Origin of the sequence: Streptomyces sp. NPDC020597, assembly GCF_044335095.1 — a bacterium.
Taxonomy (GTDB): Bacteria; Actinomycetota; Actinomycetes; order Streptomycetales; family Streptomycetaceae; genus Streptomyces.
The window spans coordinates 74,502-101,234 of record NZ_JBIRUL010000005.1 but is presented as its reverse complement, the minus strand read 5'-3'; the positions used below and the strand labels follow the sequence as shown (position 1 = coordinate 101,234).

At 73.1% G+C, this 26,733-nt stretch carries 19 protein-coding genes; 12 read left to right on the top strand and 7 right to left on the bottom strand.

Annotated elements, in window-relative coordinates; genetic code table 11:
- Nucleotides 1-48 precede the first annotated feature (48 nt).
- Complete coding sequence (locus tag ACH4ZA_RS11305; protein ID WP_398429000.1) at nucleotides 49-2,493, bottom strand: SpoIIE family protein phosphatase; 2,445 nt, start codon at nucleotides 2,491-2,493, stop codon at nucleotides 49-51.
- A gap of 556 nt (nucleotides 2,494-3,049) precedes the next feature.
- Between ACH4ZA_RS11305 and ACH4ZA_RS11300 the strand changes: the two genes are divergently transcribed.
- Entirely contained in the window at nucleotides 3,050-5,191 is a 2,142-nt protein-coding gene (locus tag ACH4ZA_RS11300; RefSeq protein ID WP_398428998.1) for a SpoIIE family protein phosphatase, read from the top strand.
- 72 nt (nucleotides 5,192-5,263) lie between these two features.
- On the opposite strand, the gene ACH4ZA_RS11295 is transcribed toward ACH4ZA_RS11300, so the two are convergent.
- Nucleotides 5,264-6,817, bottom strand: a complete 1,554-nt coding sequence (locus ACH4ZA_RS11295; protein ID WP_398428997.1) for a S1 family peptidase — start codon at nucleotides 6,815-6,817, stop codon at nucleotides 5,264-5,266.
- A 990-nt stretch (nucleotides 6,818-7,807) separates the two neighbouring features.
- On the opposite strand from ACH4ZA_RS11295, the gene ACH4ZA_RS11290 reads away from it, so the two are divergent.
- The 9 genes from ACH4ZA_RS11290 (at nucleotide 7,808) to ACH4ZA_RS11250 (ending at nucleotide 18,458) form a co-directional block, all read left to right on the top strand.
- The gene (locus ACH4ZA_RS11290) at nucleotides 7,808-8,023 is read left to right on the top strand and encodes a type A2 lantipeptide (RefSeq protein WP_107445578.1); all 216 of its coding nucleotides are present in this window, start codon (nucleotides 7,808-7,810) and stop codon (nucleotides 8,021-8,023) included.
- 86 nt (nucleotides 8,024-8,109) lie between these two features.
- Nucleotides 8,110-8,916, top strand: coding sequence for an HlyD family efflux transporter periplasmic adaptor subunit (locus ACH4ZA_RS11285; protein WP_398428996.1), 807 nt, complete (start codon nucleotides 8,110-8,112; stop codon nucleotides 8,914-8,916).
- Nucleotides 8,913-11,135 carry an NHLP family bacteriocin export ABC transporter peptidase/permease/ATPase subunit gene (locus ACH4ZA_RS11280; protein WP_398428995.1) on the top strand — a complete coding sequence of 741 codons (2,223 nt, stop codon included), beginning with the start codon at nucleotides 8,913-8,915 and terminating at the stop codon, nucleotides 11,133-11,135. The genes ACH4ZA_RS11285 and ACH4ZA_RS11280 overlap by 4 nt, the downstream gene beginning before the upstream one ends.
- A 19-nt stretch (nucleotides 11,136-11,154) precedes the next feature.
- Nucleotides 11,155-13,977, top strand: a complete 2,823-nt coding sequence (locus ACH4ZA_RS11275) for an NHLP bacteriocin export ABC transporter permease/ATPase subunit (RefSeq protein WP_398429274.1) — start codon at nucleotides 11,155-11,157, stop codon at nucleotides 13,975-13,977.
- 149 nt (nucleotides 13,978-14,126) lie between these two features.
- Nucleotides 14,127-15,629, top strand: coding sequence for an MFS transporter (locus tag ACH4ZA_RS11270; RefSeq protein ID WP_398428994.1), 1,503 nt, complete (start codon nucleotides 14,127-14,129; stop codon nucleotides 15,627-15,629).
- Between the two features lie 170 nt (nucleotides 15,630-15,799).
- Nucleotides 15,800-16,804 carry a Ppx/GppA family phosphatase gene (locus tag ACH4ZA_RS11265; RefSeq protein ID WP_398428993.1) on the top strand — a complete coding sequence of 335 codons (1,005 nt, stop codon included), beginning with the start codon at nucleotides 15,800-15,802 and terminating at the stop codon, nucleotides 16,802-16,804.
- Between the two features lie 44 nt (nucleotides 16,805-16,848).
- The gene (locus ACH4ZA_RS11260; RefSeq protein WP_398428992.1) at nucleotides 16,849-17,043 is read left to right on the top strand and encodes a hypothetical protein; all 195 of its coding nucleotides are present in this window, start codon (nucleotides 16,849-16,851) and stop codon (nucleotides 17,041-17,043) included.
- A 110-nt stretch (nucleotides 17,044-17,153) separates the two neighbouring features.
- Nucleotides 17,154-18,170 (top strand): iron-containing redox enzyme family protein, encoded by a 1,017-nt coding sequence (locus ACH4ZA_RS11255; protein WP_398428991.1) that lies wholly within the window; start codon nucleotides 17,154-17,156, stop codon nucleotides 18,168-18,170.
- Nucleotides 18,171-18,254: 84 nt separating this feature from the next.
- On the top strand, nucleotides 18,255-18,458 hold the full coding sequence (locus ACH4ZA_RS11250) for a CDGSH iron-sulfur domain-containing protein (protein WP_398428990.1): 204 nt from the start codon (nucleotides 18,255-18,257) through the stop codon (nucleotides 18,456-18,458).
- 214 nt (nucleotides 18,459-18,672) lie between these two features.
- Here the strand turns inward: ACH4ZA_RS11250 and ACH4ZA_RS11245 are convergent, their stop codons facing one another.
- Nucleotides 18,673-19,107: a subtilase-type protease inhibitor gene (locus ACH4ZA_RS11245; RefSeq protein WP_398428988.1), complete on the bottom strand. Its 435-nt coding sequence runs from the start codon at nucleotides 19,105-19,107 to the stop codon at nucleotides 18,673-18,675.
- Nucleotides 19,108-19,484: 377 nt separating this feature from the next.
- On the opposite strand from ACH4ZA_RS11245, the gene ACH4ZA_RS11240 reads away from it, so the two are divergent.
- Nucleotides 19,485-20,654 (top strand): lactate 2-monooxygenase, encoded by a 1,170-nt coding sequence (locus tag ACH4ZA_RS11240; protein ID WP_398428986.1) that lies wholly within the window; start codon nucleotides 19,485-19,487, stop codon nucleotides 20,652-20,654.
- Between the two features lie 15 nt (nucleotides 20,655-20,669).
- Here ACH4ZA_RS11240 and ACH4ZA_RS11235 read toward each other — a convergent pair whose 3' ends face one another.
- From ACH4ZA_RS11235 to ACH4ZA_RS11220, 4 genes are all read right to left on the bottom strand, one after another.
- On the bottom strand, nucleotides 20,670-22,313 hold the full coding sequence (locus ACH4ZA_RS11235) for a ricin-type beta-trefoil lectin domain protein (protein ID WP_398428985.1): 1,644 nt from the start codon (nucleotides 22,311-22,313) through the stop codon (nucleotides 20,670-20,672).
- A 460-nt stretch (nucleotides 22,314-22,773) separates the two neighbouring features.
- The gene (locus ACH4ZA_RS11230) at nucleotides 22,774-23,151 is read right to left on the bottom strand and encodes a hypothetical protein (protein WP_057577480.1); all 378 of its coding nucleotides are present in this window, start codon (nucleotides 23,149-23,151) and stop codon (nucleotides 22,774-22,776) included.
- Between the two features lie 3 nt (nucleotides 23,152-23,154).
- A complete protein-coding gene (locus tag ACH4ZA_RS11225) occupies nucleotides 23,155-23,400 on the bottom strand; it encodes a hypothetical protein (RefSeq protein ID WP_266716421.1) in 246 nt (81 codons plus the stop codon).
- Nucleotides 23,401-23,510: 110 nt separating this feature from the next.
- On the bottom strand, nucleotides 23,511-25,751 hold the full coding sequence (locus tag ACH4ZA_RS11220) for a glycoside hydrolase family 9 protein (protein ID WP_398428984.1): 2,241 nt from the start codon (nucleotides 25,749-25,751) through the stop codon (nucleotides 23,511-23,513).
- A 271-nt stretch (nucleotides 25,752-26,022) separates the two neighbouring features.
- Here ACH4ZA_RS11220 and ACH4ZA_RS11215 point away from each other — a divergent pair, with 271 nt between their 5' ends.
- Complete coding sequence (locus ACH4ZA_RS11215; RefSeq protein ID WP_398428982.1) at nucleotides 26,023-26,589, top strand: cysteine hydrolase family protein; 567 nt, start codon at nucleotides 26,023-26,025, stop codon at nucleotides 26,587-26,589.
- Nucleotides 26,590-26,733: the final 144 nt, after the last annotated feature.

Genomic DNA, 26,733 nt, shown 5'->3' with positions numbered 1-26,733 from the left:
CGGCGGGTACCCTCTCCGCCGCCCGGGACACGTGAGCGTCCGCCCTGTTCAGCGCTCCAGCAGCAGCTCGCTCCAGACCTGTTTGCCGCCGCTGACCGGCACCGTCCCCCAGCTGTCGGACACGGCCTCGACCAGGAGGATGCCGCGCCCTCCGGTGGCCTCCCAGCCGGGGTCGGTCGGCTTGACGGGCGTGCGGGGCGAGGCGTCGGTGACGGCGACGCGGAGCCGGCGGTCGATGAGCGTGAAGTCGAGGCGGACGGGGCCGCCGGTGTGCACCAGCGCGTTGGTGACGAGCTCGGAGACGACGAGCAGCGCCGTGTCCATGGCGGAGTCGGCGACGCCCCAGCCCCGCAGGCTGCGCCGGGTGAAGCGGCGGGCGTGCCGGGCCGCCTCGGGCACCCTCCACACCGTCCAGCCCTCGCGCCGGGGTTTGACCGCCATGCCGTCGTAGCGCAGCAGAAGCAGGGCGACGTCGTCGCCGCGGTGGGCGCTGCCGAGCAGTGCGTCGGCGACGGGACCGAGCTGGGCGGGGTCGGCGGCGGACAGTTCGCGGGCGAGGCGGTCCAGGCCGGCCCCGATGTCGAGGTCGGCGGACTCCACGAGCCCGTCCGTGGTGAGAGCGACGACGGCGCCCGGCGTCAGCCGCAGCGGGGTCAGCGGGAACTCGGCCTGCGTCAGGATCCCGAGGGGCGGACCGCCGTCCGTCTCGGCGACCTCGGCCGAGCCGTCCGGATGACGCAGGACGGGCGGCGGGTGCCCGGCCCGTACGCACCAGGCGGTGCCGTCCTCCATGTCGACGTCGACGTAGCAGCAGGTGACGAAGAGGTCGGTCTCCAGCTCCACCAGCAGCCGGTTGGCGTGCGAGACCACCACGTCCGGCGGATGGCCCTCGGCGGCGTAGGCGCGCAGGGCCGTGCGCATCTGGCCCATGAGGGTGGCGGCGGCGGCGCTGTGGCCCTGGACGTCGCCGATGACGAGGGCGACGTGATGGTCGGGCATCCGGATCACGTCGTACCAGTCGCCCCCGACCTCCAGGCCCGCGGTGGCGGGCAGGTAGCGGGCGACCGCGAACCCGCCGGGGAGTTCGGGCAGCCGGCGCGGGAGCAGCTGGCGCTGGAGCATGCCGACGAGCTCGTGCTCGGCGTCGAAGGCGTGGGCGCGCATCAGGGCCTGTCCGGCGAGGCCGGCGGAGGCGGTGAGCAGGGCGCGCTCGTCGGGGCCGAAGTCGTGCGGCGCGTCCCAGCCGATGAGACAGGCGCCGGCCGTGCGGCCGCCGGCGGACAGCGGCAGCACGGCGAGGCCGCCGGGGCCGACCTCGGCGAGCGCCGGTTCCAGGGCGGTGCCGGCGGGCCAGATCCCGGCCCGGCCCTCGCGCAGCGCGGCGGCGAGCGTGGGCATGGCGCGCACCGGCGCGTCGGGCCATTCGCCGCGCCACTCCAGCTGCCACAGCTCGGGCCACGCGTCGGGTTCGGGCGGGTCGAGGACGGTGACCACGAGCCGCTCGTTCTCCAGCTCGGCGAGGGCGATCCGGTCGGCCCGCAGCGGCTTGCGCAGGGCGGCGACGACGGCCTGGCTGACGTCGCGGACGGTGCCGGCGGTGGCGAGTGCGGCGGCCAGGCGCTGGACGCGGGCGACGTCGGTGATCTCGGCGCGCAGCGTGGAGGCGTCGGCGACGGTGCCCTCCAGCCGGGCGGGGCGGCCGTCGCCGCCGGGCAGCAGCCGGCCGTGCAGTCTGAGCCACTTCGGCGGCCCGGCGGGCTGGAGCACCCGGAACTCCAGCTCGCGGTCGCCGATCGACATGTGGTCGGCCTCGACGACGGACATCAGCGAGGGCAGGTCCTCGGGGACGGTGAGGCCGAGCAGGGTCTCCACCCGGCCGTCGAACTCGGCCCGGTCGATCGCGAACAGCTCCAGGATCGCGTCGCCCACCTCGACGCGTCCGGTGTCCATGGCCAGGCTGAAGCCGCCCGCGAGGAGCTTCTCGCCCTCGGCCCGGGCCGTGGGGGCGGGCAGGGCGACGGCGTCGGCGACGAGTTCCAGGCAGGCGCGGTCCTCGGCGTCGAAACCGCCGGGACGCTCGCTGACGGCGAGCAGACAGCCGCCCGCGCCGTCGCGGACCGGCAGGGCGGCCAGATGGACGTCGCGTGCGGGCATCCGCCGTGCGTCGGCGCACTCGGCGACCTCCTGCGGGCCGAGCCACACCGGGCGCCCGGTGCGGTGGGCGTCGGCGGCCGGCGAGCCGCCGTCGAGGGGGTAGCTCTCGCGCAGTCCGTACAGGGTCCTCGGCACGCCCGCCGACTCGGCGAGGCAGAGCAGTCCGGCCTCCGGCGCGGGCGTGTAGACGGCGGCGAGGGCGGCGCCGGCGTAGACGAGCGCCTGTTCGAGGGTGCGGCGCACCCGTTGGGGCGAGACGGGATCGGCGGTGACCGTCTTGAGGGCCGTCTCGACACCCAGAGGTCCCTTTCTGCGCTCCGCGGCACCCTCACTGACCACGTCCGTAATTACAGCGCTAATGCAGCCCGCGCGCAGCCCCTGGAACCGTTTCTCGGGCCCTCGTGGGGGCATCGCGAAGGCCGCGCGCCCGGTTGCGCTCGAAACGGACCGAACATGTCTTTACGCACGCGTTCCGCACGGTGTTCCCGTGACAGCGGTGACTGTTCCCGCCCCCGCCCGGCTTGCGAGTCTCCCGGCCGGGCCGCGAAGGGGGACGCATGGACAAGCGGTACGAGGTGTACGCGCTGGCGGACGCTCACTTCTGCGAGACGTCCGACCGGCTCGCCGCCGGCGGGGTCGCGGCTCCGCTGTTCGACACGGCGCGCCGGTCGGTACCGGACGGCTGGTCCTCGGCTCGCGTCGGCGACCGGCTGACGCTGACGCCACTCGACGCCGACGGGAGCCCGGCGGCGGGCCGGCCCAGGGCGGGAAGAGGCATGGGGCCGGCCCGGCGGGAAAGGGCCCGGCGGCTCCCGGGAGCCGTTCGCCGTGCGCGTCGCGCCGTCAGAGGGCAGATTTGGAGCCGGACACCCGCGCGGGCGAGGAGGTGGTCGCCGTGCCCGAGCAGACGTCCGGCCGGGCGCCGGCGACCGTATGGGCGCCGGGCGGCCAGCCGCTGCTCTCCCTCGCCCTCACCTCGATGATGGACGCCGTCGGCGCGCACTCCGGGGCGGTGTACCTGCGGCCCGGCGACGGGACGGTCCTGGAGATGGCGGTGATGGCGGGACTGCCCCGGTCCTTCGCCGCGCCCTGGGAGCGCGTCGGGCTGAGCGCGCCGATCCCCGTCGCCGAAGCGGTCCGCGAACGACGGCTGGTGTGGGTGGGCGGGGAGGAGGAGATGGCACGCCGTTACCCCCGCATCGCGGTCGTCCTGCCGTATCCCTTCGCGCTGGCCGCACTGCCGGTGGCCACCGGGACCCGGGCGTACGGGGCGGTCTTCGTCACCTGGCCCGGCTCCCACCCGCCGGAGCTGTCCGATCGGGAGCGGCGGGAGCTGACGTCGGCCTGCGAGCGGCTCGCGCTGCGGCTGGAGCGCGCGGCGGCGCGGAATCTCACGGTGCGGGCCGAGTCCGACGTGCTGGGCGCAGGCCCGGTGGGCGGCGTCTCCGACAGCCTGGGCACCGTGGAGGCGGCCCGGATGGTGGCCCGGCTGCCGTACGGGATGTGCTCGCTGGATCTGAGGGGGCGGGTGGGGTTCGCGAACAGCGCCGCGGCGGAGATGCTCGGGGTGCCGGTGAGCGGGCTGCTGGGCTCGCAGCTGTGGGCGGCCGTGCCGTGGCTCAACGATCCGATGTACGAGGAGCGCTACCGGGCCGCGCTCATCGGACAGGACGCCACCTCCTTCGTCGCGCTGCGCCCGCCCTCGGAGTGGCTGTCGTTCCGGCTGTATCCGAGCACCACCGGCATCAGTGTGCGCATCAGCCGGGCCCGGTCCGTGTCGCGGACGGGGCCGGCCGAGGCCCGCTCCGGGGACGCGCCGACCCGGCTGGTGTCCATGTCGCAGGCTCTGAGCCTGGCCGGGGCGCTCACCGAGACGGTGAGCGTGCAGGACGTGGTGGGCATGGTGGCGGACGAGATCGCACCGGCGGTGGGAAGCAAGGCACTGGCACTGCTCGGCGCGCGGGCCGGCCGGCTGCATGTGCTCGGCCATCACGGCTATCCGGACCCCGCCGCGGTGGAACAGTTCGACGGGATGTCGCTGACCGCCCCGACGCCGGGCGCGCGCGCCGTCTCCCACGGTGTGCCGGCCTTCTTCGACTCGCCGCAGCAGTTGCGGCACCTGTACCCGGCCCGGCCCGCCGCCCCCGACGGCTTCGGCTCCTGGGCCTACCTGCCGCTGATCGCCTCCGGCCGCCCGGTGGGCGCCTGCGTGCTGGCCTATGCCGAGCCGCACGCCTTCTCCACCCACGAGCGCGCGGTGCTGACCAGTCTGGCCGGGCTGATCGCGCAGGCACTGGACCGCGCCCTGCTGTACGACACCAAACACCAACTGGCGCACGGACTGCAGGCGGCGCTGCTGCCGCCCTCGTTGCCGCGGCTGCCCGGCATGGAGGCGACCGCCCGCTATCTGCCCGCCACGCGGGGCATGGAGATCGGCGGCGACTTCTACGACCTGGTGCCCTCGCCCCCGCTCGCGGCGGCCGTGATCGGCGACGTGCAGGGGCACAACGTGACGGCGGCCGGCCTGATGGGGCAGCTGCGCACCGCCGTCCGGGCCTACACGACGGTGGGCCAGGAGCCGGCGGAGGTCATGCGCAGCACCAACCGGCTGCTGATCGACCTCGGTTCCGACCTGCTGGCGAGCTGTCTGTACCTGCGGCTCGACCCCGTAGGCGGCCGCGCGGTCATGGCCCGGGCCGGTCATCCCCCGCCGCTGCTGCGCCGGGCGGACGGGCGTGTCCGGGTCCTCGACCTGGCGGGCGGCCCGCTGCTGGGCATCGACGCCTCGGCGACGTACCCGACGACGGAGGTCGAGCTCTGCGCGGGCTGTGTCCTCGCCCTGTACACGGACGGACTCGTCGAGAAGCCCGGCGTGGACATCGAGGACGCGGTGGCGGAGCTGGGGCGGCGGCTCGCCGAGCACGGGGACCGCCCGCTGGACGAGCTGGCCGACGAGCTGGTGGGGCGCTACGGGGAGACGGAGGACCGGATCGACGACGTGGCCCTGCTGCTGTTGCGGGCCCGGCGGGACGGCTGAGGAGGCGACGCCGGGAGGAACGCCGACGGTCCGGCCCTCGCTGGAGGACCGGACCGTTCGGATGCCGCTGGGTCAGTGCGATTCGTTCACACCCGAGCCGTCCTGGCCGTTGTCGTTCTGGTTCTGGTTCTGGTTCTGGTTCTGGTTCTGGTTCTTGCCCTGACGGCCGTTCTGCTTGCCGCCGTTCTGGTTCTGGTCGCCGCCGTTCTGGTTCGCGCCGCCGTCGGCCGCCGCGTCGCCGCCGCCCTGGATGGCCTCGCCGGTGTTGTCGTCGACGCCGTCACCGTTCGCGTCGACCGCACCCGCCTGGCCGCCGCCCTGGATGGCCTCGCCGGTGTTGTCGTCGATGCCGTCACCGTTCGCGTCGACCGCACCCGCGCCCGCCTGGCCGCCGCCCTGGATGGCCTCGCCGGTGTTGTCGTCGACGCCGTCACCGTTCGCGTCGACCGCACCCGCGCCGGCCTGGCCGCCGCCGACCGCGTCACCTGCTCCGGCGCCCGCGCCACCGTCGCCGAGCGTCGCACCGACGGCCGCCAGAGCGGTGGTCACCGGCTGGAAGAAGGTCTCGCCGCCGACCGTGCAGTCACCGCTGCCGCCGGACGTCAGACCGATCGCCTGGCCGTCCTGGGTGAAGAGCGAGCCGCCGCTGTCTCCGGGCTCGGCGCAGACGTCGGTCTGGATGAGGCCGGTGACGGTGCCCTCGGGGTAGTTCACCGTGGCGTCGAGGCCGAGCACCTGACCGTCCTTGAGGCCGGTGGTGCTGCCCATCCGGAAGACCTGCGTGCCGACGGTCGCCTCGGCCGCCTGGTTGATCGCGACCTTCTGCTGACCGGTGTTGACCTCGCTGGGCGCCTGGGTGTTCGCGTCGTCGTACTTCACAAGAGCGAAGTCGCCGTCGCCCGGGAAGGTCGCCTTGTCGACGGTGGCGATCGGCTGGCCGTTCTCGGAGTCGGACCACTGCTTGGCCGCGACACCGCAGTGACCTGCCGTCAGGAACGCCGGGGAGCCGTCGCCCGCCGTCACGTTGAAGCCGAGGGAGCAGCGCGCTCCGCCGCCGAATATCGCGTCTCCGCCGGAGACGAGCGGCTTGAGGGTGCCGGCCGACTTCCTGATGGTCGCCATGCTCGCGCCGAGGGACTGCACCGTCGAGTCGATGCGGTCCCACTTGCGGCCGGTGACCGTGGAGTCGGCGGTGACGAGGATCTTGTTCGTCCTCGGGTCGACGGCCCAGGAGGTGCCCGGGACGGTCGCCTTCGTCTTCAGCGTCTTCGCCGCCGCCTCGAGTTCGGCCTTGCTGTTCTCCACCTCGCGGACCTTGGCGCCCGCCCGCTCGGCCTGCACGACGACGTTGTTCTTGTCGCCGGAGACGTTCGTGACGTTGACGACCAGCTGCTTTGCGGCGTCGTCGTAGTACGAGCCGGCGAAGGCGTCACCGAGCAGCTTCTCGAGCTGGGACGCGAGGTTCGAGGCGTCGCCCGACTTCAGGGTCTTGACCGAGGTGGCTCCATTGGCGCCGTTGTCCTGGGAGGCGTTGGCCTGGGGAAGCAGGATGGCCGCCGCACCGAGGGCCGCCACACCGCCTGCCGCGATGATGGCCTTGCGCTTCGTAACTCGCTTGTGACTCAAAAAACTCGACCTCCTGGGGGGACGGGGTCTGACTGCCGGCGTCGGCAGTTCCGTACATCCGTACAGCGGCGCCTGGTTGGCCATGGGTACGCAGGCGGCACGCGGGGCGTTCAATCGCGATTGCCAACTTCCTTTGCGAAACGCTGAATCGGCCGTGACCTGCGGCCGACTCCGCCGGCCGCGGAGCAGTCACCCATATGGCGATGACGACCGCCGTAGCCGACAAGATCCTTTCGAGTGGTTTCGCCCTCTCGGCGCAGACGCCGACCTCTGCGCCCCACCCTCGGAGAGGGACCCTCCCGTTCCGCTTCCTCACTGGTCAACGGTGCTCACGCCGGACGCCGGGACGCCGCTGCGGCGGGCGTTGACGAGTGCCGCGCACCCGGGACGCCGAGGGACGCCGCGACCTCCGGCGAGGCCGGACGCAGGCCCGGCGGCGGAGGCGGTCCGGCGGCCGACGGCACGTCAGGCACCGCCGGATGTCGGCCGGATCCGTACCCGGTGGCTGAATCCGACCGCTTGCCGACACCCTCGGATCCGCACGCTCCGCAGTCGACCGGCGACTCTCCGCCGATGAGGAGCGCCGGAATCCCCGCTTCAGGAAATCTGCACAGCGCATGCCCAAGCGGGGCACCGTCGGGGCGGGTTCTGCACATCCGCGAGGCCCCGGCCGGGCCATTGGGGGCGGAGTGTCGGATTCGCCGCGAGGATGCCGGGTGCTCATCCGAGCGGACCTCGTCCGAGGTGTGAAGAAGTCGGCCCCAAGACGTGGCCGCACCTGCACGGTTTGACGCTCCTGTGACGCAAGTGCCCAGGTGAGAGCGGTGATTGATTGGATGTCCGAGCCGTGGACCTGCTTTAGTCCAACGCACCGCAGGCCGCCGCGGTCTCCGGAGACGGAGGCCCGGCGCCGGCGTTCGCGGCCGTCGTCTGTCCCCCAGAGGGGGCCGCTCCCCCCTTATGAATACCCATGTGAAGGGAAGTCCCCCCATGAACTCCACCCCCCAGGTTGAGACCGTCGAGATCTCCGACGCCGAGCTGGACAACGTCTCCGGCGGTCTGGCCCTGAACGCGCTCGGCACCGTCACCGGCCTGGTGGACGGCATCGCCCCCGTCTCGTCCGTGGTCGACACGGCCGTCGGCACCGTCGAGGGCGTCACCGGCCTGAGCACCGCCCCGGTCACCAACCTGGTCGCCGGTCTCTGATCGCGCCCTTGTGACCCTTTGAGTCCCGGAGCCGTCACCCGGCTCCGGGACTCGTCGGTGCGCGAAGACACCCCCAGGGAAGCCCTGTGCAGTTCCGTCAACAGGCCCTCGCCAAGCTCCAGTCACCGGAGGAACTCGACCTGCCGGTGCGTTTCGCGCGCCCGCAGGGCTGGCTGGCGCTGTCCGTGACGGTGGTCGTCCTCGCGGCCGCGTCCGTGTGGGCGGTGACCGGGTCGGTCACGTCCACGGTGGACGCACCCGCCGTCCTCACCCACGGCGAGGGCAGCTACCTCCTGCAGAGCCCCGCCGCCGGCCAGGTCATCGCCGTCCTCGCGAAGGAGGGCGAGCGGCTGCCCGCAGACGCCCCCGTGCTGAAGGTGCGCACGGCCGAGGGCGTCACCGTGGTGCGGACGGTCGCCGCGGGCCGGATCACCGCGCTCGCCGCCTCCCTCGGACAGATCGTCTCCACCGGAGCGAACGTGGCCGCCGTCGAGAAGATCGCCGACCCCGGCGATCCGCTGTACGCCACGGTGTACGTCCCGGCGGAGAACGCGGCCTCCATCCCGCAGGACGCGGCCGTCGACCTCACCGTGCAGACCGTGCCGTCCCAGCAGTACGGCGTGCTGCGGGGCCGGGTGAAGTCGGTGGACCGCACGGCCCAGTCGGCGCAGCAGATCGCCGCGTTCCTGGGCGACAGCCAGCTGGGCGAGCAGTTCACCGAGACGGGCCGCCCGGTGGCCGTCCTGGTCCGCCTCGAGAAGTCCTCGGCGACCAGGAGCGGGTACCGCTGGTCGTCCGCGGGCGGCCCGCCGTTCGGGCTCGCCTCCATGACCATGGCCACGGGCTCGATCCGGCTGGCCGAACAGCATCCCGTCGATTGGCTGCTCCCTTGACCGCCGCCGGACAGACCCGTGGCCGACGGCGGGCCGCGCCGCCCCGCCGCCCGGTCCCCAAGAGCCGGGTGAAGACCGTCCGCACGCCCACGGTGCTGCAGATGGAGGCGGTGGAGTGCGGGGCCGCCTCCCTCGCCATGGTCCTCGCCCACTACGGCCGGCACGTCCCGCTGGAGGAGCTGCGCATCGCGTGCGGGGTCTCCCGCGACGGTTCACGCGCGAGCAACCTGCTGAAGGCGGCCCGCAGTTACGGCCTGACGGCCAAGGGCATGCAGATGGACCTGGCGGCGCTCGCCGGGGTGGGCACACCGGCGATCCTCTTCTGGGAGTTCAACCACTACGTCGTGCACGAGGGCCTGGGCCGGCGCTTCGGCCGACGCGGCGTGTTCGTCAACGACCCCGCCAAGGGGCGGCGGTTCGTGCCGATGGAGGAGTTCGACGGCAGCTTCACGGGTGTCGTGCTGGTGCTGGAGCCGGGCGAGGACTTCGAGCGGGGCGGTCGCCGCCCCGGTGTGCTGGGCGCGATGCCGGCCCGGCTGCGCGGCACCGCGGGCACCCTGCCGGCCGCCGTACTGGCGAGCCTGCTGCTGGTCCTGGTCGGCGCGGCGGTGCCGGCGCTGAGCCGGACCTGGATCGACACGTTCCTGATCGGCGGTCAGACCTCGCTGCTCGGCGTGCTGTTCGCGTCGATGGGCACCTGCGTGGCGCTCACGGTCGCGCTGACCTGGCTCCAGCAGGCCAACCTGCACCACGGCCGGATCATCTCCTCGACGCTGTCCAGCGCCCGGTTCCTGCGGCATCTGCTGCGGTTGCCGGTGACCTTCTTCTCCCAGCGCAGCCCGGCCGACCTGGTCCAGCGCCTGCAGTCGAACGACGCCGTCGCCGAGACCCTGGCCCGCGATCTGGCGTCGGCGGGCGTGGACGCGGTGGTCGTCGTCCTCTACGCCGTTCTCCTCTACACGTACGACCCGCAGTTGACGTACGTCGGCGTCGGGGTGGCCTTGCTGAACGTCGTCGCCATGCGGATCGTCGTCCGGATGCGGGCGACCCGGACGGCGAAGCTGCGGGCGGACACCGCGCGGCTCACCAACACGGCTTACACCGGGCTGCAGTTGATCGAGACGATGAAGGCGACCGGCGGCGAGGACGGCTACTTCCGCAAGTGGGCCGGGCAGCACGCGACCACCCTGGAGGAGCAGCAGCGGCTCGGGGTGCCGAGTGCCTGGCTGGGCGTGGTGGCGCCGACCCTCGCGACGCTCAACAGCGCGCTGATCCTGTGGATCGGCGGGATGCGCGCGATCGAGGGCCATGTCTCGGTGGGGCTGCTGGTCGCCTTCCAGGCTCTGGTCACACGCTTCACCGCGCCGCTGACCCGGCTCAACGGCGTGGCGGGCCGCATCCAGGACTTCGCGGCGGACGTGGCCCGGCTGAAGGACGTGGAGAACTTCCGTGCCGACCCGCTCTACGACCGTCGCGAGGGCGCCGACTCCACGCGCCGGCTGCGCGGTCACGTCGAGCTGCAGAACGTCGCGTTCGGCTACAGCCCGCTGGACAAGCCGCTGCTGACCGGCTTCGACCTGACCGTCGGGCCCGGCCGGCAGGTGGCGCTGGTGGGCGGTTCGGGCAGCGGCAAGTCGACGGTGTCGCGGCTCATCTCGGGCCTGTACGCGCCCTGGGAGGGCGTCATCCGGATCGACGGGCAGCGGCTGGAGGACATACCGCGGGGAGCCCTGGCCTCCTCCGTGTCCTTCGTCGACCAGGAGGTGTTCCTGTTCGAGGGGTCGGTCCGCGACAACGTGGCGCTGTGGGATCCGTCGATCCCCGACGACGCGGTCGAGGAGGCGCTGCGGGACGCGGCGCTCCTCGACGTCGTCCTGCGCAGGCCCGGCGGCATCCGCAGCAGGGTGGAGCAGGACGGCCGCAACTTCTCCGGCGGGCAGCGGCAGCGGCTCGAGATCGCGCGGGCGCTGGTGCGCCGGCCCAGCATCCTGGTACTGGACGAGGTGACCAGCGCGCTGGACGCGGAGACCGAGCAGACGGTGATGGACAACCTGCGCCGACGCGGCTGTGCGTGTGTGGTGATCGCCCACCGGCTGAGCACGGTGCGCGACAGCGACGAGATCGTCGTGCTCCGGCACGGCGCCGTGGTGGAGCGCGGACGGCACGAGGAGCTGGTGGCTCTCGGCGGCTCGTACGCGGCCCTGGTCAGGGAGCGCTGAGATGACGGAGAGCGTTGACGTGACCGCCGTGTCCGAGGGCGGGCTCGACGTCGTCCTGGCCGCGCTGGGAGGGATGGGCTCGCGCATCGACTGCGCCGGCTCGGGCCGCCTCGACCTGGAGGGCCCGCAGGTGCTGTGGCTGGTCGCGTCGGGCGCGCTCGACCTGTTCGCGGTGGACGCCGGGGAGCAGGGTCACTGGCACCATCTGGGCCGGCTGGAGGCGGGCGCGCTGCTGCTGGGGCCGGTCGCCGGGCCCCGGCACACGCTCGCCGCGCGCCCGTCGCGGGACTGCGTGGTGCACCGCGTCGGACTGCGCGAGCTGTACCAGCCCGCGCACACCCGGACCTGGTCGTACGACGAGTACGGCGCCCCCCGGTACGTCCCGCCGACGTCGAGTCCGCTGGAGTACGCGCTGGCCCTCGGCGTCGGCCGCGGTCTGTCGGTCCTGTTCCAGGCGCCGACGGCCGCGGAGGGGCCCGCGGAGGTCCAGGACGACGACGTGTTCTGGATGGAGGTCCCGCCGGGCAGTGTGCAGTACGGCTCGCTGTACGGCGAGGAGGCGGCCGCCGACCTGCTGATGGACCCGGCGGTGTGGCAGTCCATGGTCGACCAGCAGTACCGGCTGCTGACCACGCTGGACCGCTGGATCGAGCAGCTGGAACGCACCCACGAGACCCGCACGGCCGCCGGGATCAAGGCCGGCGAGGCGGTGCGGGCCCAGGCCGACCGCACGCTTCTCGCGTCGATCGGCGGGAAGTCCGGGCGGCGCGCCACGGCCGCGGACGCCGACGCGACCTTCGCGGCCTGCCGGCTGGTCGCGCGGGCCGCCGGGATCACTCTCGTCGAGCCCGCCCGGACGGGCGACGACGGCGACCGGCTGGACCCGGTAGAGCGGGTCGCCCTGGCCTCGCGGGTGCGGGCCAGGGCCGTCCGCCTCGACGGCCGCTGGTGGCGCGACGACGTGGGGCCGCTGGTCGGGCGCCGGGCCCTGTCCGGGGCGCCCGTCGCGCTGCTGTGGCGGCGCGGCGGCTATGTGGCCGTGCACCCGGCGACCGGTCGGGAGACCCCGGTCGAGAAGGCGAACGCGGAGGAGTTCGAGCCGCGGGCCGTCATGTTCTACCGGCCGTTGCCGGACCGGCGGCCCGGCCCCCTCGGTCTGTTGCGGTTCTGTATGAGCGGCACTGCGGGGGACCTGACGAACCTGCTGCTCAGCGGGTTGGTGACGGTGGCGATCGGGGCGCTGGTGCCGATCGCCACCGGCAAGGTGCTCGGCGAGTACGTGCCGAAGGCCCAGCAGGGCCTGATCGTGCAGGTGTGCCTGTCCGTGATGGTCGCCGGCGTGGTCGCGGCGGCGTTCACGCTGCTGCAGAACCTGACCATCCTGCGGCTGGAGGGGCGGGTCGAGGCGACACTGCAGCCGGCGGTGTGGGACCGGCTGCTCAGGCTGCCGACGACGTTCTTCGCCGAGCGGTCGACGGGTGAGCTGGCGAGTGCCGCGATGGGGGTCAGCGCGATCCGGCGGCTGCTGGCGGGGCTCGGCCCGTCGGTCGCGCAGTCCGTCACGATCGGCGCGATGAACCTGGGGCTGCTGCTCTGGTACAGCGTGCCGATGGCGCTGGCCGCGATCGGCATGCTGGTCGTGATCGCGTCCGTGTTCCTGGCGCTCGGGCTGTGGCAGGTGCGCTGGCAGCGGCGGCTGGTCGTGCTCTCCAACAAGTTGAACAACCAGGCGTTCCAGACGTTGCGCGGGCTGCCGAAGCTGCGGATCGCGGCGGCCGAGAACTACGCGTACGCGGCCTGGGCGGCGCAGTTCGCGCGCAGCCGGGAGCTCCAGCAGCGGCTGGGCCGGATCAAGAACCTGAGCACCGTGCTGGGTTCGGTGTATCTGCCGCTGTGCTCGCTGCTGATGTTCATGCTGCTGGCGGGCCCTGCCCGGGGGGCGCTGTCGGCGGCGGACTTCCTCACCTTCAACACCTCGATGACGATGCTGCTCACCTCGGTCACCTCGTTGACCGGCGCGTTCGTGTCGGCGGTGGCCGCGTTGCCGCTGTTCGAGGAGATCCGGCCGGTGCTGGAGGCCACCCCGGAGGTCCGCACCGGGAGCACCCGCCCCGGCCCGCTGACCGGCGCGCTCGAGGCCCGCCGGCTCTCCTTCCGCTATTCGGACGACGGTCCCCTCGTCCTCGACGACGTCTCCTTCGAGGTGCGGCCGGGCGAGTTCGTGGCGGTCGTCGGCCCGAGCGGCTGCGGCAAGTCGACCCTGCTGCGGCTGCTCATCGGCTTCGACAGGCCGCTCTCGGGCAGTGTGCTGTACGACGGCCAGGACCTGGCGGCGCTGGACCAGGCGGCGGTGCGCCGGCAGTGCGGTGTGGTGCTGCAGCACGCCCAGCCGTTCACCGGCTCGCTGCTGGACGTCATCTGCGGGACCGGGGCCTACACGCCGGAGGAGGCGATGGCGGCGGCGGAGCTGGCGGGGCTCGCGGAGGACATCCGGCGCATGCCGATGGGGCTGCACACGATCGTCTCCGGCGGCGGGTCCGTCTCGGGCGGTCAGCGTCAGCGGCTGATGATCGCGCAGGCGCTGATCCGGCGGCCGCGCATCCTGTTCTTCGACGAGGCGACCAGCGCCCTCGACAACGAGACGCAGCGCACGGTCATCGAGAGCACCCGCAAGCTCAACGCGACGCGCGTCGTCATCGCGCACCGGCTGTCGACGGTGATGGACGCCGACCGGGTGGTCGTGATGGAGAACGGCAGGATCGCCCAGCAGGGCCCGCCGGCGCAGCTTCTCGCGGACACCGCAGGCCGGCTGCACGAACTGGTGCGCCGGCAGCTCACGTAGCGCGCGGGACGCGCGGCCGCGCAATCCTCCTCAGCCGCCCGGCACGCACTAACGAAACTTTGCCGTTTCGCAGAATCTGGTCTAGCCTCCAGGTGTACGAAACAGTTTCGTTTACGTGCTCTTTGCCGACGTCCCTGGAGTGGTTGCCCATGTCCTCCAAAACCCTGACGGAAGACGCCCGCACCGGCGCCGAACAGGATCCGTCCGCGGCCTCCGCCAAGAAGTGGTGGATCCTCGCGGTGGTCGCCCTCGCCCAGCTGATGGTGGTCCTGGACGCCACCATCGTGAACATCGCGCTGCCCTCCGCCCAGGCAGACCTCGGCTTCTCCGACGGCAGCCGGCAGTGGATCGTCACCGCGTACGCCCTGGCCTTCGCCTCCCTGCTGCTGCTCGGCGGCCGTATAGCCGACCTCTTCGGCCGCAAGACGGCCTTCCTGATCGGCGTCGTCGGCTTCGCCGCCGTGTCGGCGCTCGGCGGCGCCGCCGCCAACTTCGAGATGCTGGTCACCGCCCGCGCACTACAGGGTGTGTTCGGCGCGCTCCTCGCCCCGGCCGCGCTCTCCCTGCTCAACACCACGTTCACCGACGCCAAGGAGCGGGCCAAGGCGTTCAGCGTCTACGGCGCCATCGCCGGCGCCGGCGGCGCGGTGGGCCTGCTGCTCGGCGGCGTCCTGACCGACGCGCTCGACTGGCGCTGGACGCTCTACGTGAACGTGGCCATCGCCGTCGTCGCCTTCGCGGGCGGCTGGCTGCTGCTCTCCAACCATCGCGACGCCGCCAACTCCAAGCTGGACGTGCCCGGCACCGTCCTGGTCGCCGGCGGGCTGTTCGCCCTGGTCTACGGCTTCTCCAACGCGGAGACGCACGACTGGGGCTCCCCGCTGACCTGGGGCTTCCTGATCATCGGCGGGCTGCTGCTGGCCGCCTTCACCTGGTGGCAGACCCGCGCCGCGCACCCGCTGCTGCCGCTGCGCATCCTGCTGGACCGCAACCGCGCCGCCTCCTTCTTCGCCGTGCTCGTCTCCGGCGCAGGCATGTTCGGCGTGTTCCTCTTCCTCACCTACTACCTCCAGCTGAACCTGGGCTTCAGCCCGACGAAGACGGGTGTGGCGTTCCTGCCGATGGTCGGCGCGCTGATGATCGCGGCTCAGCTCGGCACGACCGTCCTGGTGCCGCGACTCGGCCCGAAGGCGGTCATCCCGCTGGGCTTCGCCGTCGCCGCGGCCGGCATGGCCTGGCTGACCGGGATCGGCGTCGGCTCGCACTACCTGAGCGCCGTCCTGCCGCAGCTCGTCGTCACCGGCCTCGGCCTGGGCCTGGTCATGCCGCCCGCCATGCAGCTGGCCACCGGCGGGGTCGCCGCCGAGGACGCGGGCGTGGCCTCGGCCACCGTCAACGCCATGCAGCAGGTGGGCGGATCGATCGGCACGGCGCTGCTGAACACGCTCGCCGCGAGCGCCGCGACCGACTACCTGGCCGGCAAGAACCCGGCGGACAAGCTCGTCCAGGCACAGGCCACGATCGAGAGCTACACCACCGCCTTCTGGTGGTCGGCCGGCTTCTTCGTCGCGGGCGCGGTCATCGCCTTCGCGCTCTTCCGCCGCGGAGTGCCGCAGCAGGACGCGGACGCCGCGCCGGTGATCCACATGTGACGGTCCGGGCGCGTGGCCGCCCACCGGGGAGAGGGGCCGTCGTCCGCACCGGACGGCGGCCCCTTCCGGCGTCGGATCCTCGACGCACTCCCTTTTGCGGGACCACCTCCCGTTACGTTCCGTTTCTCCCCGGCCACGTATGAAGGTCGGGGCCTGGGTACTCGCGGTCCATGAGAATCAGCGTTCTGGACGTGGGGTCCAACACCGTGCGACTCGTGGTCGCCGACGCGTCGGGCGGAGTTCCGCTCCCGGTGCACACGGCCAAGTGGCGGCTGCGGCTGTCCGAGCAGGTCAAGCCCGGTGACCCCATTCCGGACGGGGCCGTGGAACGGCTCGTGCAGGCGGTCGCCGCCGCGGCCCGGACCGCGGACCGGTGGGGGGCCACGGGGCCGCTCGCCTTCGCCACCGCCGTGGTGCGCGCCGCCCCCAACCGGCGGGAGGTGCTGCGCACGGTCCGCGCGCGCAGCGGCGTCGCGCTGTCCACCCTGCCGGGCGAGGTGGAGGCGGAGCTGACGTTCCTCGGCGCCCGGCGCTGGATGGGCTGGCGGTCGGGGCCGCTCGCTCTGATGGACATCGGCGGCGGTTCCTTCGAGGTGGCCTTCGGCCGGGGCCGGCTGCCGGACTTCGTCGTCTCCCTGCCGTTGGGCGCGGCCCGCCTCACCCACGACTTCTTCGCGGACCAGGACCCGCCGTCCCCGGAGCTCCTGCGCGCGGCGCGCCGCCGGATCCGTCACCAGCTCAGGGACGTGGCCGCCCGGATCCGCTGGGAGGGCCCGCGCACCGCGGTGGCCACCTCCCGGACCTTCCAGCAGCTCGGCCGGCTGTGCGGGGCGCCGCCAGGGCGGCACGGCCCCTTCATGGACCGCACCCTGCACCGCGGCGACCTGCGCAAGGCCGTCGACACGCTGGCCGCCCTGCCCTCGGCCGAACGCGCCCGGCTGCCGGGCATCTCCGCGCCGCGCGCCGCACAGAGCCTGGCCGGCGCGGTGATCGGGCACACGGCGATGAAGCTCACCGGGCTCTCCACGCTCACCGTGTGCCCCTGGGCGATCCGTGAGGGCGTCATGCTGCGCCATCTGGAGGACGGCCCGGCCTGGTGGGCGGAGGTCACCGGGCCCGCCGGCGACGCGGACGCGCCCCCTGAGCCGATCCCGCTGCGCCTCGCGAAACACTGACACCGACACCGACACCGACACCGAGCCGGCGGAAGGAAGCCACCGTGCCCGACGACGAGAAGCGCCCCGACACCGGTCAGGACCGCCCCCGGACCACTCTGGAGGAGGTCATCCGAGAGATAGAGGACGCCGAGACCCGCGTCGACCACCCGGAGGGCGAGCGCACCCGGCGCCGCGGTGAGGCCGCCGACGCCCTCACCACCGATGAGCGCGCCCAGGAGAAGTCCCGGGGCGACTGACCCCGCGAGCCGCGTCCCTCGACGGGCCGCCGGGCGGGGCGTGCGGCCCCTCTCCTGGGACGAACCGCAGGCCGACGGGTGTTTCCGCCGCCCCTGGGTACCCGGCCCGCATGTCACACGACCCCGCAGGACCGCCGCTGCCGGACCCCCGGGGCCCGGTCTCCACGGCCGTCCGCGCCTACCTGGAGAACGCCGGCCCCCTCCCGGCGGACGGGGCGGCGGCGTCCGCCTCCCCCTACGGCGACGACCTCCAACTGGCCCTGTATCTCTGCTATGAGCTGCACTACCGCGGTTTCGCCGGGGTGTCCCCGGACCGCGAGTGGGACCCGGCGCTGCTGCGGGTCCGGGCCGAGCTGGAGCACCGCTTCCTGACCGCCCTGCGTGCGGACACACCCGTCCACGACTCCCTCGACGAGGCCCTGGCGGAGATCCTCGTGGAGCCCGTCGGGGGCACGGGCGTCAGTCACTTCCTGGCCGCCGAGGGCGAGGCCTGGCAGCTGCGCGAGTACGCGGCCCAGCGCTCCCTGTACCACCTCAAGGAGGCGGACCCGCACGCATGGGTGCTGCCGCGGCTGTGGGGCCGGGCCAAGGCGGCCATGGCGGCGGTGGAGTTCGACGAGTACGGCGGCGGCCGGCCCGAGCGCGTGCACGCCCGGCTCTTCGCGGACCTGATGGCGGACCTGGGGCTGGACACCGGCTACGGCCGCTACCTCGACGCGGCGTGCGCGCAGGCGCTGGCCGTGGTCAACATGATGTCGCTGTTCGGCCTGCACCGGTCGCTGCGGGGCGCGCTGGTCGGCCACTTCGCGGCGGTGGAGATCACCTCTTCGCCCGGTTCGCGGCGGCTCGCGCAGGCGATGCGCCGCGCGAACGCCGGCCCCGCCGCCGTGCACTTCTACGACGAGCACGTCGAGGCGGACGCGGTCCACGAGCAGGTCGTGCGCCACGAGGTCATCGCGGGCCTCCTCGAGGAGGAACCCCGCCTCGCGGCCGACATCGCGTTCGGCGTCGACGCGACCGGGATGCTGGAGGACCGTCTCGGCGACCGCCTGCTGGCCGCCTGGCGCTCGGGCGGGTCCTCCCTGCGGGTCCCGCTGCCCGAGCGGGAGACCGCCCGCGCCTCCTGACCGGCCCCGCGGCGCCACGGCGACGCCGCCCCGGACCACGAGCAGCAACGAGCAACGACGAGAACGAGAGGCTGGTGGTCGCCCGTGCCGGACTCCCCCACTGACAAGCCCTGCCGGATCAGCGTCCGGCGCGGGGGGCCGCTGCTCGTCGAGGGCCCGGTGGAAGTGGAGCTGGAGGACGGCACAACCGTCTCCTCCGACCGCTTCCGGGTCGCTCTGTGCACCTGCCGGCGCAGCCGCCGCTATCCCTGGTGCGACACCAGCCACCGGGACCGGGAGCGCCCCTGAGGCCCTGTCCCGTCCCTGGGACCGTGTCCGCCGGCGGCGTCCGCGCAGCCGGCACGGCCAGGTCGTACACGAAAAGCCCGGAGACCGGGCGGCAGCCCCACACCGCCTGCCCGGCCTCCGGGTACGAGATCACAGCGGTCCCGCGTCAGGGGCTCGCACTCCCCACTTCACGAGCCTGCCCTCGGTGTCCACGAGGACCACGTGATCCCGGTCCTCAGAACGCGAAGAGGCTGCTCTCGGCAGCGTTCTTCACGCACTCGTTGGCGAAGGTGTGTGCGAAGGCCACGCGCCTGCCCTGCCACACGCCGTCCACGGTGACGACCACCGGGTCGTACTGCCTGGTGCACACGGCGTGGCCGGGGCCCGCCAGGAGCTCCGGGTCGCCGCCGGCGGCACGCAGTTCGGCGCAGGCCGACGCGGCGGCCGGATGCGTGCCCGAGGGCGTCGGCGCGCAGCTCAGGGTGACGGCCCGGGCCGCGTTGGCGGTGGCGGCGGTCTCTCCGTGGCCCACGGTCAGCACGAGTGCCGACGGGGCGTACAGGGAGGTCGGCGCTGCGGCCGGGGCGGCGACCGCGGATCCGGTGAGGGATCCGCAGACGGTTGCGGCCGTGAGGCCGAGGGTCGCTGCCCAGCGCGCGGTGTTCCGCATTGTGTGCATCCTTCCGCTCGATTCGGGGGTGTGCCGGTCCGACTCGGTCGGTGCCGAACGCGGCGAGCGCGAGTCTGCCGAGTCCGTCGCCGAATCTCACATCGACCCCACGGGTTTCGGTAACCTTGCGTATTGAATCAGTGGCGCGAAGTCACCAGATTCGAACGTTCCAACGCCGAAAACAAGCGCTTCATGATCCCTTCGATCAGTTCGATGACCGGTTCTCATAGCTTTGTTAATCGGCCTGAAACATTCCGCTAGCGCCCCCGGCGCCCCCGACGATCTTCCCCACCCGCCGGTAGGGTCGCCCCCGCGGCACCCACGTCCGGGCGACGGGACGACGGGACGAGCCGGACGACGAGAGACGGGACGCGCAGATGGCCAGGCACTGGGGGGACTTCCAGTACGAGATCTACCTCAACGGGACGACCGGCGCGGTCCCCCGGCTGCCCACCGACCTGACCCGGCTGGAGGAGCTCATCGAGCAGCGGCTCGGACCGGGGCCGGTCGGCTACGTCGCGGGCAGTGCGGGCGACGGCAGCACGGCGCGCGCCAACCGGGCGGCGCTGGGGCGCCGCCGGATCGTCCCGCGCATGCTGCGCGACGTGCACGAGCGGGACCTGTCGGTAGAGGTGCTGGGCCGCACGCTGCCCGCGCCGCTGGCGCTGGCGCCGGTCGGGGTGCTGTCGATCATGCACCCGGAGGCGGAGTCCGCGGCGGCCCGGGCGGCGGCGGCACACGGCGTCCCGTACATCCTGTCGTCGGCCTCCAGCACGCCGATCGAGCAGGTGGCCGAGGCGATGGGGGACGCCGAGCGGTGGTTCCAGCTGTACTGGTCCAAGGACCGTGAGGTCACCCGCAGCTTCCTGGACCGGGCGAGGACGAGCGGCTTCACGGTGCTGGTCGTCACCCTCGACACCCCGATGCTGGCCTGGCGGCCCCGCGACCTCGACCAGGCCTACCTGCCGTTCCTGCACGGCGTGGGCACGGCCAACTACTTCACCGACCCCGCCTTCGCGGCAGGTCTGGCCCGGCCCGTGCACGAGGACCCCGACGCGGCGGTGATGCACTTCGTGAGCCTGTTCGCGGACCCCGGCAAGACCTGGCCGGACCTGGCGTTCCTGCGGGAGAACTGGGACGGCCCGATCGTCCTCAAGGGCGTGCTGCACCCCGACGACGCCCGGCTGGCGGCGGACGCCGGGATGGACGGCGTGGTGGTCTCCAACCACGGCGGCCGGCAGGTGGCCGGGTCCGTGGCGGCCGCCGACGCGCTGCCCCGGGTGGCGCGGGCGGTCGGCGACCGGCTGAACGTGCTGTTCGACAGCGGGGTGCGCACCGGCGACGACGTCTTCAAGGCCCTCGCCCTCGGCGCGCGAGCGGTCCTGCTCGGCCGGCCCTACGTCTACGGGCTCGGCCTGGACGGACAGTCCGGCGTCGAGCACGTGATCCGCTGCCTGCTCGCCGAGTTCGACCTCACGCTGGCCCTCAGCGGCCACCGCCGCCCCTCGACCGTCGGCCCCGAGGACCTGGTCGAGGACGCCGGCTGACGGCCGGACCGGGCCTCAGAGGGCCCCGTCCGCCAGGTCGACGGGTTCGGCCCGGACGGGCCGGGCCGGGGGCGGCGCTCCGGTACCGGCGACCGCGAGGGAGCCCGGGCTCGCCGAAGGGCCGTCGGTCAGCCAGCGCTGACTCGCCGAGTGGTCGCGCACCTTCACCACCACGTCGCTGCCCGCGTTCTCACCGGCCGGGGCGAGCGCCAGCGCGTCGTCCCAGCGGGGCAGCAACTCGCCCTGGACGGTGAGGTCGTAACGGACGTCGTCACCGCGGGCGTCGGTGGCGTCGGCGCACGCACCGAGGATGACCACGCCGGCGTCCACATGCGAGTCGACGCACAGGTCGGGCCGGGCCACGCTGCGCACCTGCCCGTCGTCGCCGTACGACCACCGCTGCGCCGCCTCGGTCGAACAGCCCGCCAGCTCGACGGAGGCACCCGCCTTGACCTCGCCGCGCACGTCCAGGCAGAGGTCGGCGGCGGCGTTGCGCAGCCGGGTCTGCCGTGGCGTGGCGGGCAGGCGGGCGGTGCCGGGCGCGGTCGGCGAGGCGGTGCCGGCCTGCGAGTCGGCGCCGGGGACGCCGCTGCTGGAGGAGGCGGGGTCGGACCCGCCGTCCGTCCACAGGCCGGCCGCGAGCAGGGTGGTCACCAGCCCCGCCGAGGCCAGGCCGACACCGGCGAACAGCCTGCGCGCCGAGCGCGGGCCGTCGGACGCGCGCCGGCGCGGCGAGGGGATCTTCGAGAGCAGGGCGCCGCGCCGGCCCCGGGTACCGCCCCCGCGGTGCCGCGCAGAGCCCTTGAGGCGCACGGTCTGCTGCCGGGACCGGCCGGGCCTGGTGTCGTGGTAGCGGCGGGCGCCCCAGCCGAGCACGGCCTCGGCGAGCAGCAGGCCGAGGCCGCTCTCGAAGCCGCCGAGCTGCTCGGCGGCCGAGCGGCAGTAGCGGCACTCGTCCAGGTGCTTGCGCACGTCGGGCAGGAGCTCGCCGCCGCGCCGGATGGGCACGTCCAGCAGCCGGTTGTAGAAGCGGCAGTCCTTGCTCGGCGCGAGTTCCCGGTGGGCGCGCACGACGCCCTCGCGGAGCTTGTCGCGGGACTGTTCGAGGGCCGCGGTCACGGTCTCACCGTCCATGCCGAGCAGTCCGGCCGCGACGGTGATCTGCTCGGCCTCGACCTCCACGTGCCACAGCACGCAGCGGGCGACCGGGGGGAGGCCCTGGAACGAGCGCTCGGCCAGCACCCGGTTCTCCGGCGTCATGGACTGCGCGGTGCGCATGCCGCGGGCCCCGGCGGGTTTGCGCAGCACCGGCAGGACGCCGGACAGCTGCTCGTCGGCGGACCACAGCCGGGCCATGTCCCGGACGGTCACCAGCAGTCGGGGGCGCAGCGCGGTGCCGGGCTCGCCCAGCTTGAGCCGGTCGAAGACCTGGTGGAAGGCGGCGGCGGTGATCATCGACGCAACGCTTCCGGAGGAGGCGAGGCAGATGACCGCGTACTCGTGCACCGGTCGCCAGTGCCGGGCGATCAGCAGCGCCGTGGACTGGGCGACCTCGCTGTCCGCGCCGCCGCGTATCCCGGCGGCGAGGGACTCGTCGGACTCTCCGGGGCCCTGGCCCGGCGGGGGGTAGGGCGGAAGCGGAGGCTGGGGGGTGGGCACTGAGCGAATTCCTTTGGTACGTACCTGTTCGGTGCGGGCAGGGAGCGCCAATTCGCCTCCGCCGACGAACGCAGGGGGCCCGGCCTCGACCCCCCGCACGGGTGGTTCACCTTTGCACAACTAAGTCGCGCGCAACAAGGCGAGAGTCGAAGGCGCCCTTTGTTGATGGAAAGTCGATAAGCGAAAAGCGGCTCCCACCTCGTACGGCTCCTTTCCGCAAGGCCCGGCGTCGCGGTCGGAATCCCTTCTTGCGCCCCGTGTGAAACACGCGCACGCGGCAGGGCTCCGCGCACGCTCCCGCCGCACCGGCCCGGGTAGTTGGCTGGGCACCGGCCACTTCCTCGAAAGGCCCCGCGCAGGACGGCGGCTCTCCTGCGCGAAACGGCCGCCGGCCCTGTTCCTCCCGCCCTCGGCCGGCGGCCCGGAAGGATTCCTCTGCAGCGTCCCGTGCGGACCCGCGCTATATCTGCCACGAGCGCAGCCGGTCCGCCGCGCCGTACACGTCGGTCTTCCCGTCGAGGAGATCCCGGGCGAGGTCGACGAGCGCGCCGTACGGCGGATCGATGCCGACGCCGCTGGTGAACATGTACGCCACCGCCGTCGCGCAGGCGAAGCGGGCGTTGGCCGAGGGCAGGGGTCTGAGCAGGGTGAGCGTGTGCAGCAGCGCGGCGGCCCGCCAGGCGGGGTCGGAGTCCACGCCCAGTTTCGGCGGGTCGACCCGGTGCCGGGCCACGGCGGCGACCAGGGCCGAGAAGTCGTTGACGGTGGGCTGCTCGGGCAGGACCTCTTCATGGCGCTGGAGCAGCCAGGGCACGTCGATGTGGATGACGGCTGTCATCGGTCAGGCGACCCGCCCCTCGCTCCTGGCGGAGCGTTCGTCTTCGGGGAAGGCGGCCGCGAACTCGTCGGCATGGGACGCGAAGAACCTGCGGAATTCCTCCGCGCCCTCCTGCAGCGCCCGGTGCCGCGCGATGTCGGCCGCGGCCGCCTCCCGCACGAGTGCCTTCATCGACGTACCGCGTTCCTTGGCGATCTGCCGCAGGTCCTCCAGCTCGCGATCGCTGAACTCCACATTGAGGGCTGGCATGCCCTTCACGGTACCGCGCGGGTACTTACTCGTAAATCACCCCAGGTCAAACTGATGACCGCGCGGTACCAGAAGGTGTTCGTCCGTGCTCGCTCCCGATCAGTCCCGTCCTATTGCTGATCCGCCACGAAGGACGCCATCCGGGCCAGGGCCGCATTCCAGTTGATCGCCGTCTCGTTCGTCGACCAGGACTGGATGTCGTCGATGTAGCAGAACTGGCCGACGCACCCCTGGAGCTTGCTCTGCGCATAGGGGTCCTGGATGCTCGAGTTCGGTCCTCCGGCGAGCGTTCCGGCCGGCGGGTCCGGCAGGTTCGGGTCGAGCTGGTGGGCGTACCAACGACTGTGCTGACGGTGGGAGTTCACCTCGCCATAGCCGGTGACGTACGAGATGTTGAGGGCGTTGCGGCCGAGAACGTAGTCCATGCTCTGGACTGCCGCGTCACGGTACTTCGACGCGCCGGTCAGGTCGTAGGCGGTGGCGATCACCACGGCGTTGTTCAGGACCTGGTGGCTCGAACCCCAGTCGTAACGGTTGCCGTCGGGCGCGTAGGGCATGCCGTACGGCTGCGCCGTGAGGGCCGCCAGATAGGCGTCCGCGCCGCGCACCACCGACCGGCGCACCGCGTCCCGTCCCGGCAGCCGGCTGGGCACGAGGGCGAGGTCGAGCCGGCCTGCGGCGGCCGTGCGGGACCAGTCGAAGCCGTAGGGGAGGAACACGTCGGCGGTGTGCACGGGCGAGGCGGTGACGAAGTCGGCGTACTGCTTCTCCCCCGTGCTCAGATAGAGCTCGGCCGCCGCCCAGTAGAACTCGTCGGTCGCGTCGTCGTCGTTGTAGGCACCGCCGCCGGTGCCGTCGGCCGGGTCGGCGTACACCTTCGGGTGCGCCACGGCGGCCGACCAGGCGGTGCGCGCCGCCTTCAGCGCCTTCGCCGCGAACGCCTTGTCGTAGGGCTTGTAGAGCCGCGCCGCCTGGGCGGCGGCAGCGGCCAGGTTGAGGGTCGCGGTGGTCGTCGGCGGGTGCAGTTCGCGCTTTTGCGGGTCGGCGGCCGGCAGCAGCGGCAGACCCGTCCACTGCTGGTCGTGGACCTTGTGGTGGGCCATGCCCGCCAGCGGCTCACCGGCCGGCACCTGCATCCTCAGCAGGAAGTCCAGCTCCCAGCGGGCCTCGTCGAGGATGTCCGGCGTCCTGTTGCCGCTCTCGGGCAGGGCGAGCGTGCCGTCGCCGAGCGCGTCCGGGTGCCCGGTGCGGGCGTGGAGGGAGCGTTCGTAGGTGCTCATCAGCTCCCAGACCGCGATGCCCCCGTTGACGACGTACTTGCCGTGGTCCCCGGCGTCGTACCAGCCGCCCGAGACGTCCAGGGTGTAGTCGCACTCCCCGGTCCGGCACGGCGTCTTCGTGTCGCCCTGGTTGGGTGCGACGCCCACGTGCCCGGCGGCCCTGCCGTATCCGGGCCGCAGGTCGTCGCGGATCGCGATGCCGCTGCGCTGCGTGTAGTAGTACTTCGCCGCGTCGAGGCGCAGCCGCCGGTAGGCGGCCGTGCCGATGTCGAACGGGCGGCTGGTCTCGCCGTCGGCGACCAGGGTGAAGCCGGCGCCGCCCTTGCGGAAGGCTCCGAAGTCGATGGAGTGCACGCGCTGCCCGGAGGAGGCGTCGAGGCCGCGGGGCACGCTCCAGCCGTGCGCGACCGTCGCCCCGGCGGCGTTCTTCAGCCGCCAGGGCAGCCTGCCGACGGCGTCCGTCACCAGCGTGGCGTTCTTCGGCCCGCCGGGCAGATAGGCGACCTGGTTGACGCGGACCCGCGGTCCGGTGTCGGGCTCGTACACCTCGGGCGGCACCCCGCCCAGCAACGACACGTCGTCCATGCAGAAGCGCCAGGGGTCGGCGCTGCCGCCGACCTGGAAGGCGACCTGCCCCTGGGCGCTGTCGGCGGGCGCGGTGAACGTGTACGCGTACGAGTCCCCCGACGCGCTCAGCACCGGGGTCGCCTCGTACCAGGTGTCGTACGGCGCGACGCCGAGGCCCACGACGGCCCGCACCGCATGGCCCTCGGGCACCCCCGAGGCACTGAAGGAGAAACGGTACGTCGACCCCTTCTGCAGGGTGATGTCGTTCTGGCCGACGGCGGAGTCCCAGCGGTTGACGGTGCCGCCGGGCACGTCCGCGCAGAGCCGGCCGCCGGCGAGGCCGGCGGTGACGTTGCTGGTCCACCACGGGTCGGCGGTCGTGTCGAAGCCGCCGTTCCTGACCTGCTCGGTCTCCTCGGCGCCGGCCTGCTGGACGGGCAGCGCGGTGAGCGCCGCACCCAGCAGGGCCGCGAGGGACAGCAGGGCCGTTCTGCGTCGTTTCACGTCCGGGCTCCTCGGAGGACGCGGGACGCTCCGTGCAGGACCGGGGCGGCCCATGGGAGCGCTCCCAGGGAGGGGTCGAAGGACATGCTTGTTGCAGTCATGACACCCCGTCAACGGTGCGGACGAAATGACCTCGGGCCGTTGCCGGTTCGGGCGTCATCCGTGGGCCGTCGGCAGTGGGCGTCGCAAGCGGGCCGTCGGCGGGGGCGTTGTCAGTGGGGCGTCCTAGGGTGAGCAGTCCGCACAGCACTGCGAGCACACGGGAGCCTCCATGACCACCCTGCCCGACCGGCCGCGTACGGCTCTGCTCGTCATCGACGTCCAGAAGGGCGTGGTGGCGGGCGCACCCCGGCGCGACGAAGTGATCGCCAACATCGGCGCGTTGATCGACGCCGCACGTGCGCAGGGGGCGCCGGTCGTCTGGGTGCAGCACTCGGACGCCGACCTGGTGCGCGGCAGCGAGAACTGGCACTTCGTCGAGGAGCTGGTCCGCCTCGAGTCGGAGCCGCTCGTGCACAAGGGCTACTTCGACTCCTTCGAGGAAACGGAGTTGGAGTCGGTGCTCGCCGAGCACGGGGTGGGCCGGATCGTCGTCACGGGCGCGCAGACGGACGCGTGCATCCGCTCGACCCTGCACGGCGCCTTCGTACGTGGCTACGACGTGACGCTGGTCGGCGACGCGCACACCACGGAGGATCTCAGCGAGTACGGCGCTCCGGCCCCGGAGCAGGTCATCGCCCACACCAACCTGTACTGGTCCTGGCAGAGCGCGCCCGGCCGCAGCGCGGGCACGGTGGACACGGCGAAGGTGACGTTCGAGGGCATCGGCGCGGCCTGAGGCGCTTGCGCGCACGCACCGCCGCCGCGGCGACTCCGCTGCGACTCGGCTGCGAGGGCACGGCGGCTCACGGTGGCGCCCGACCGGCGGATCCCGACCGGGGAAGTTCGGCCGGTTCTGTCTCTTGACCTCGGCGCACGGCCG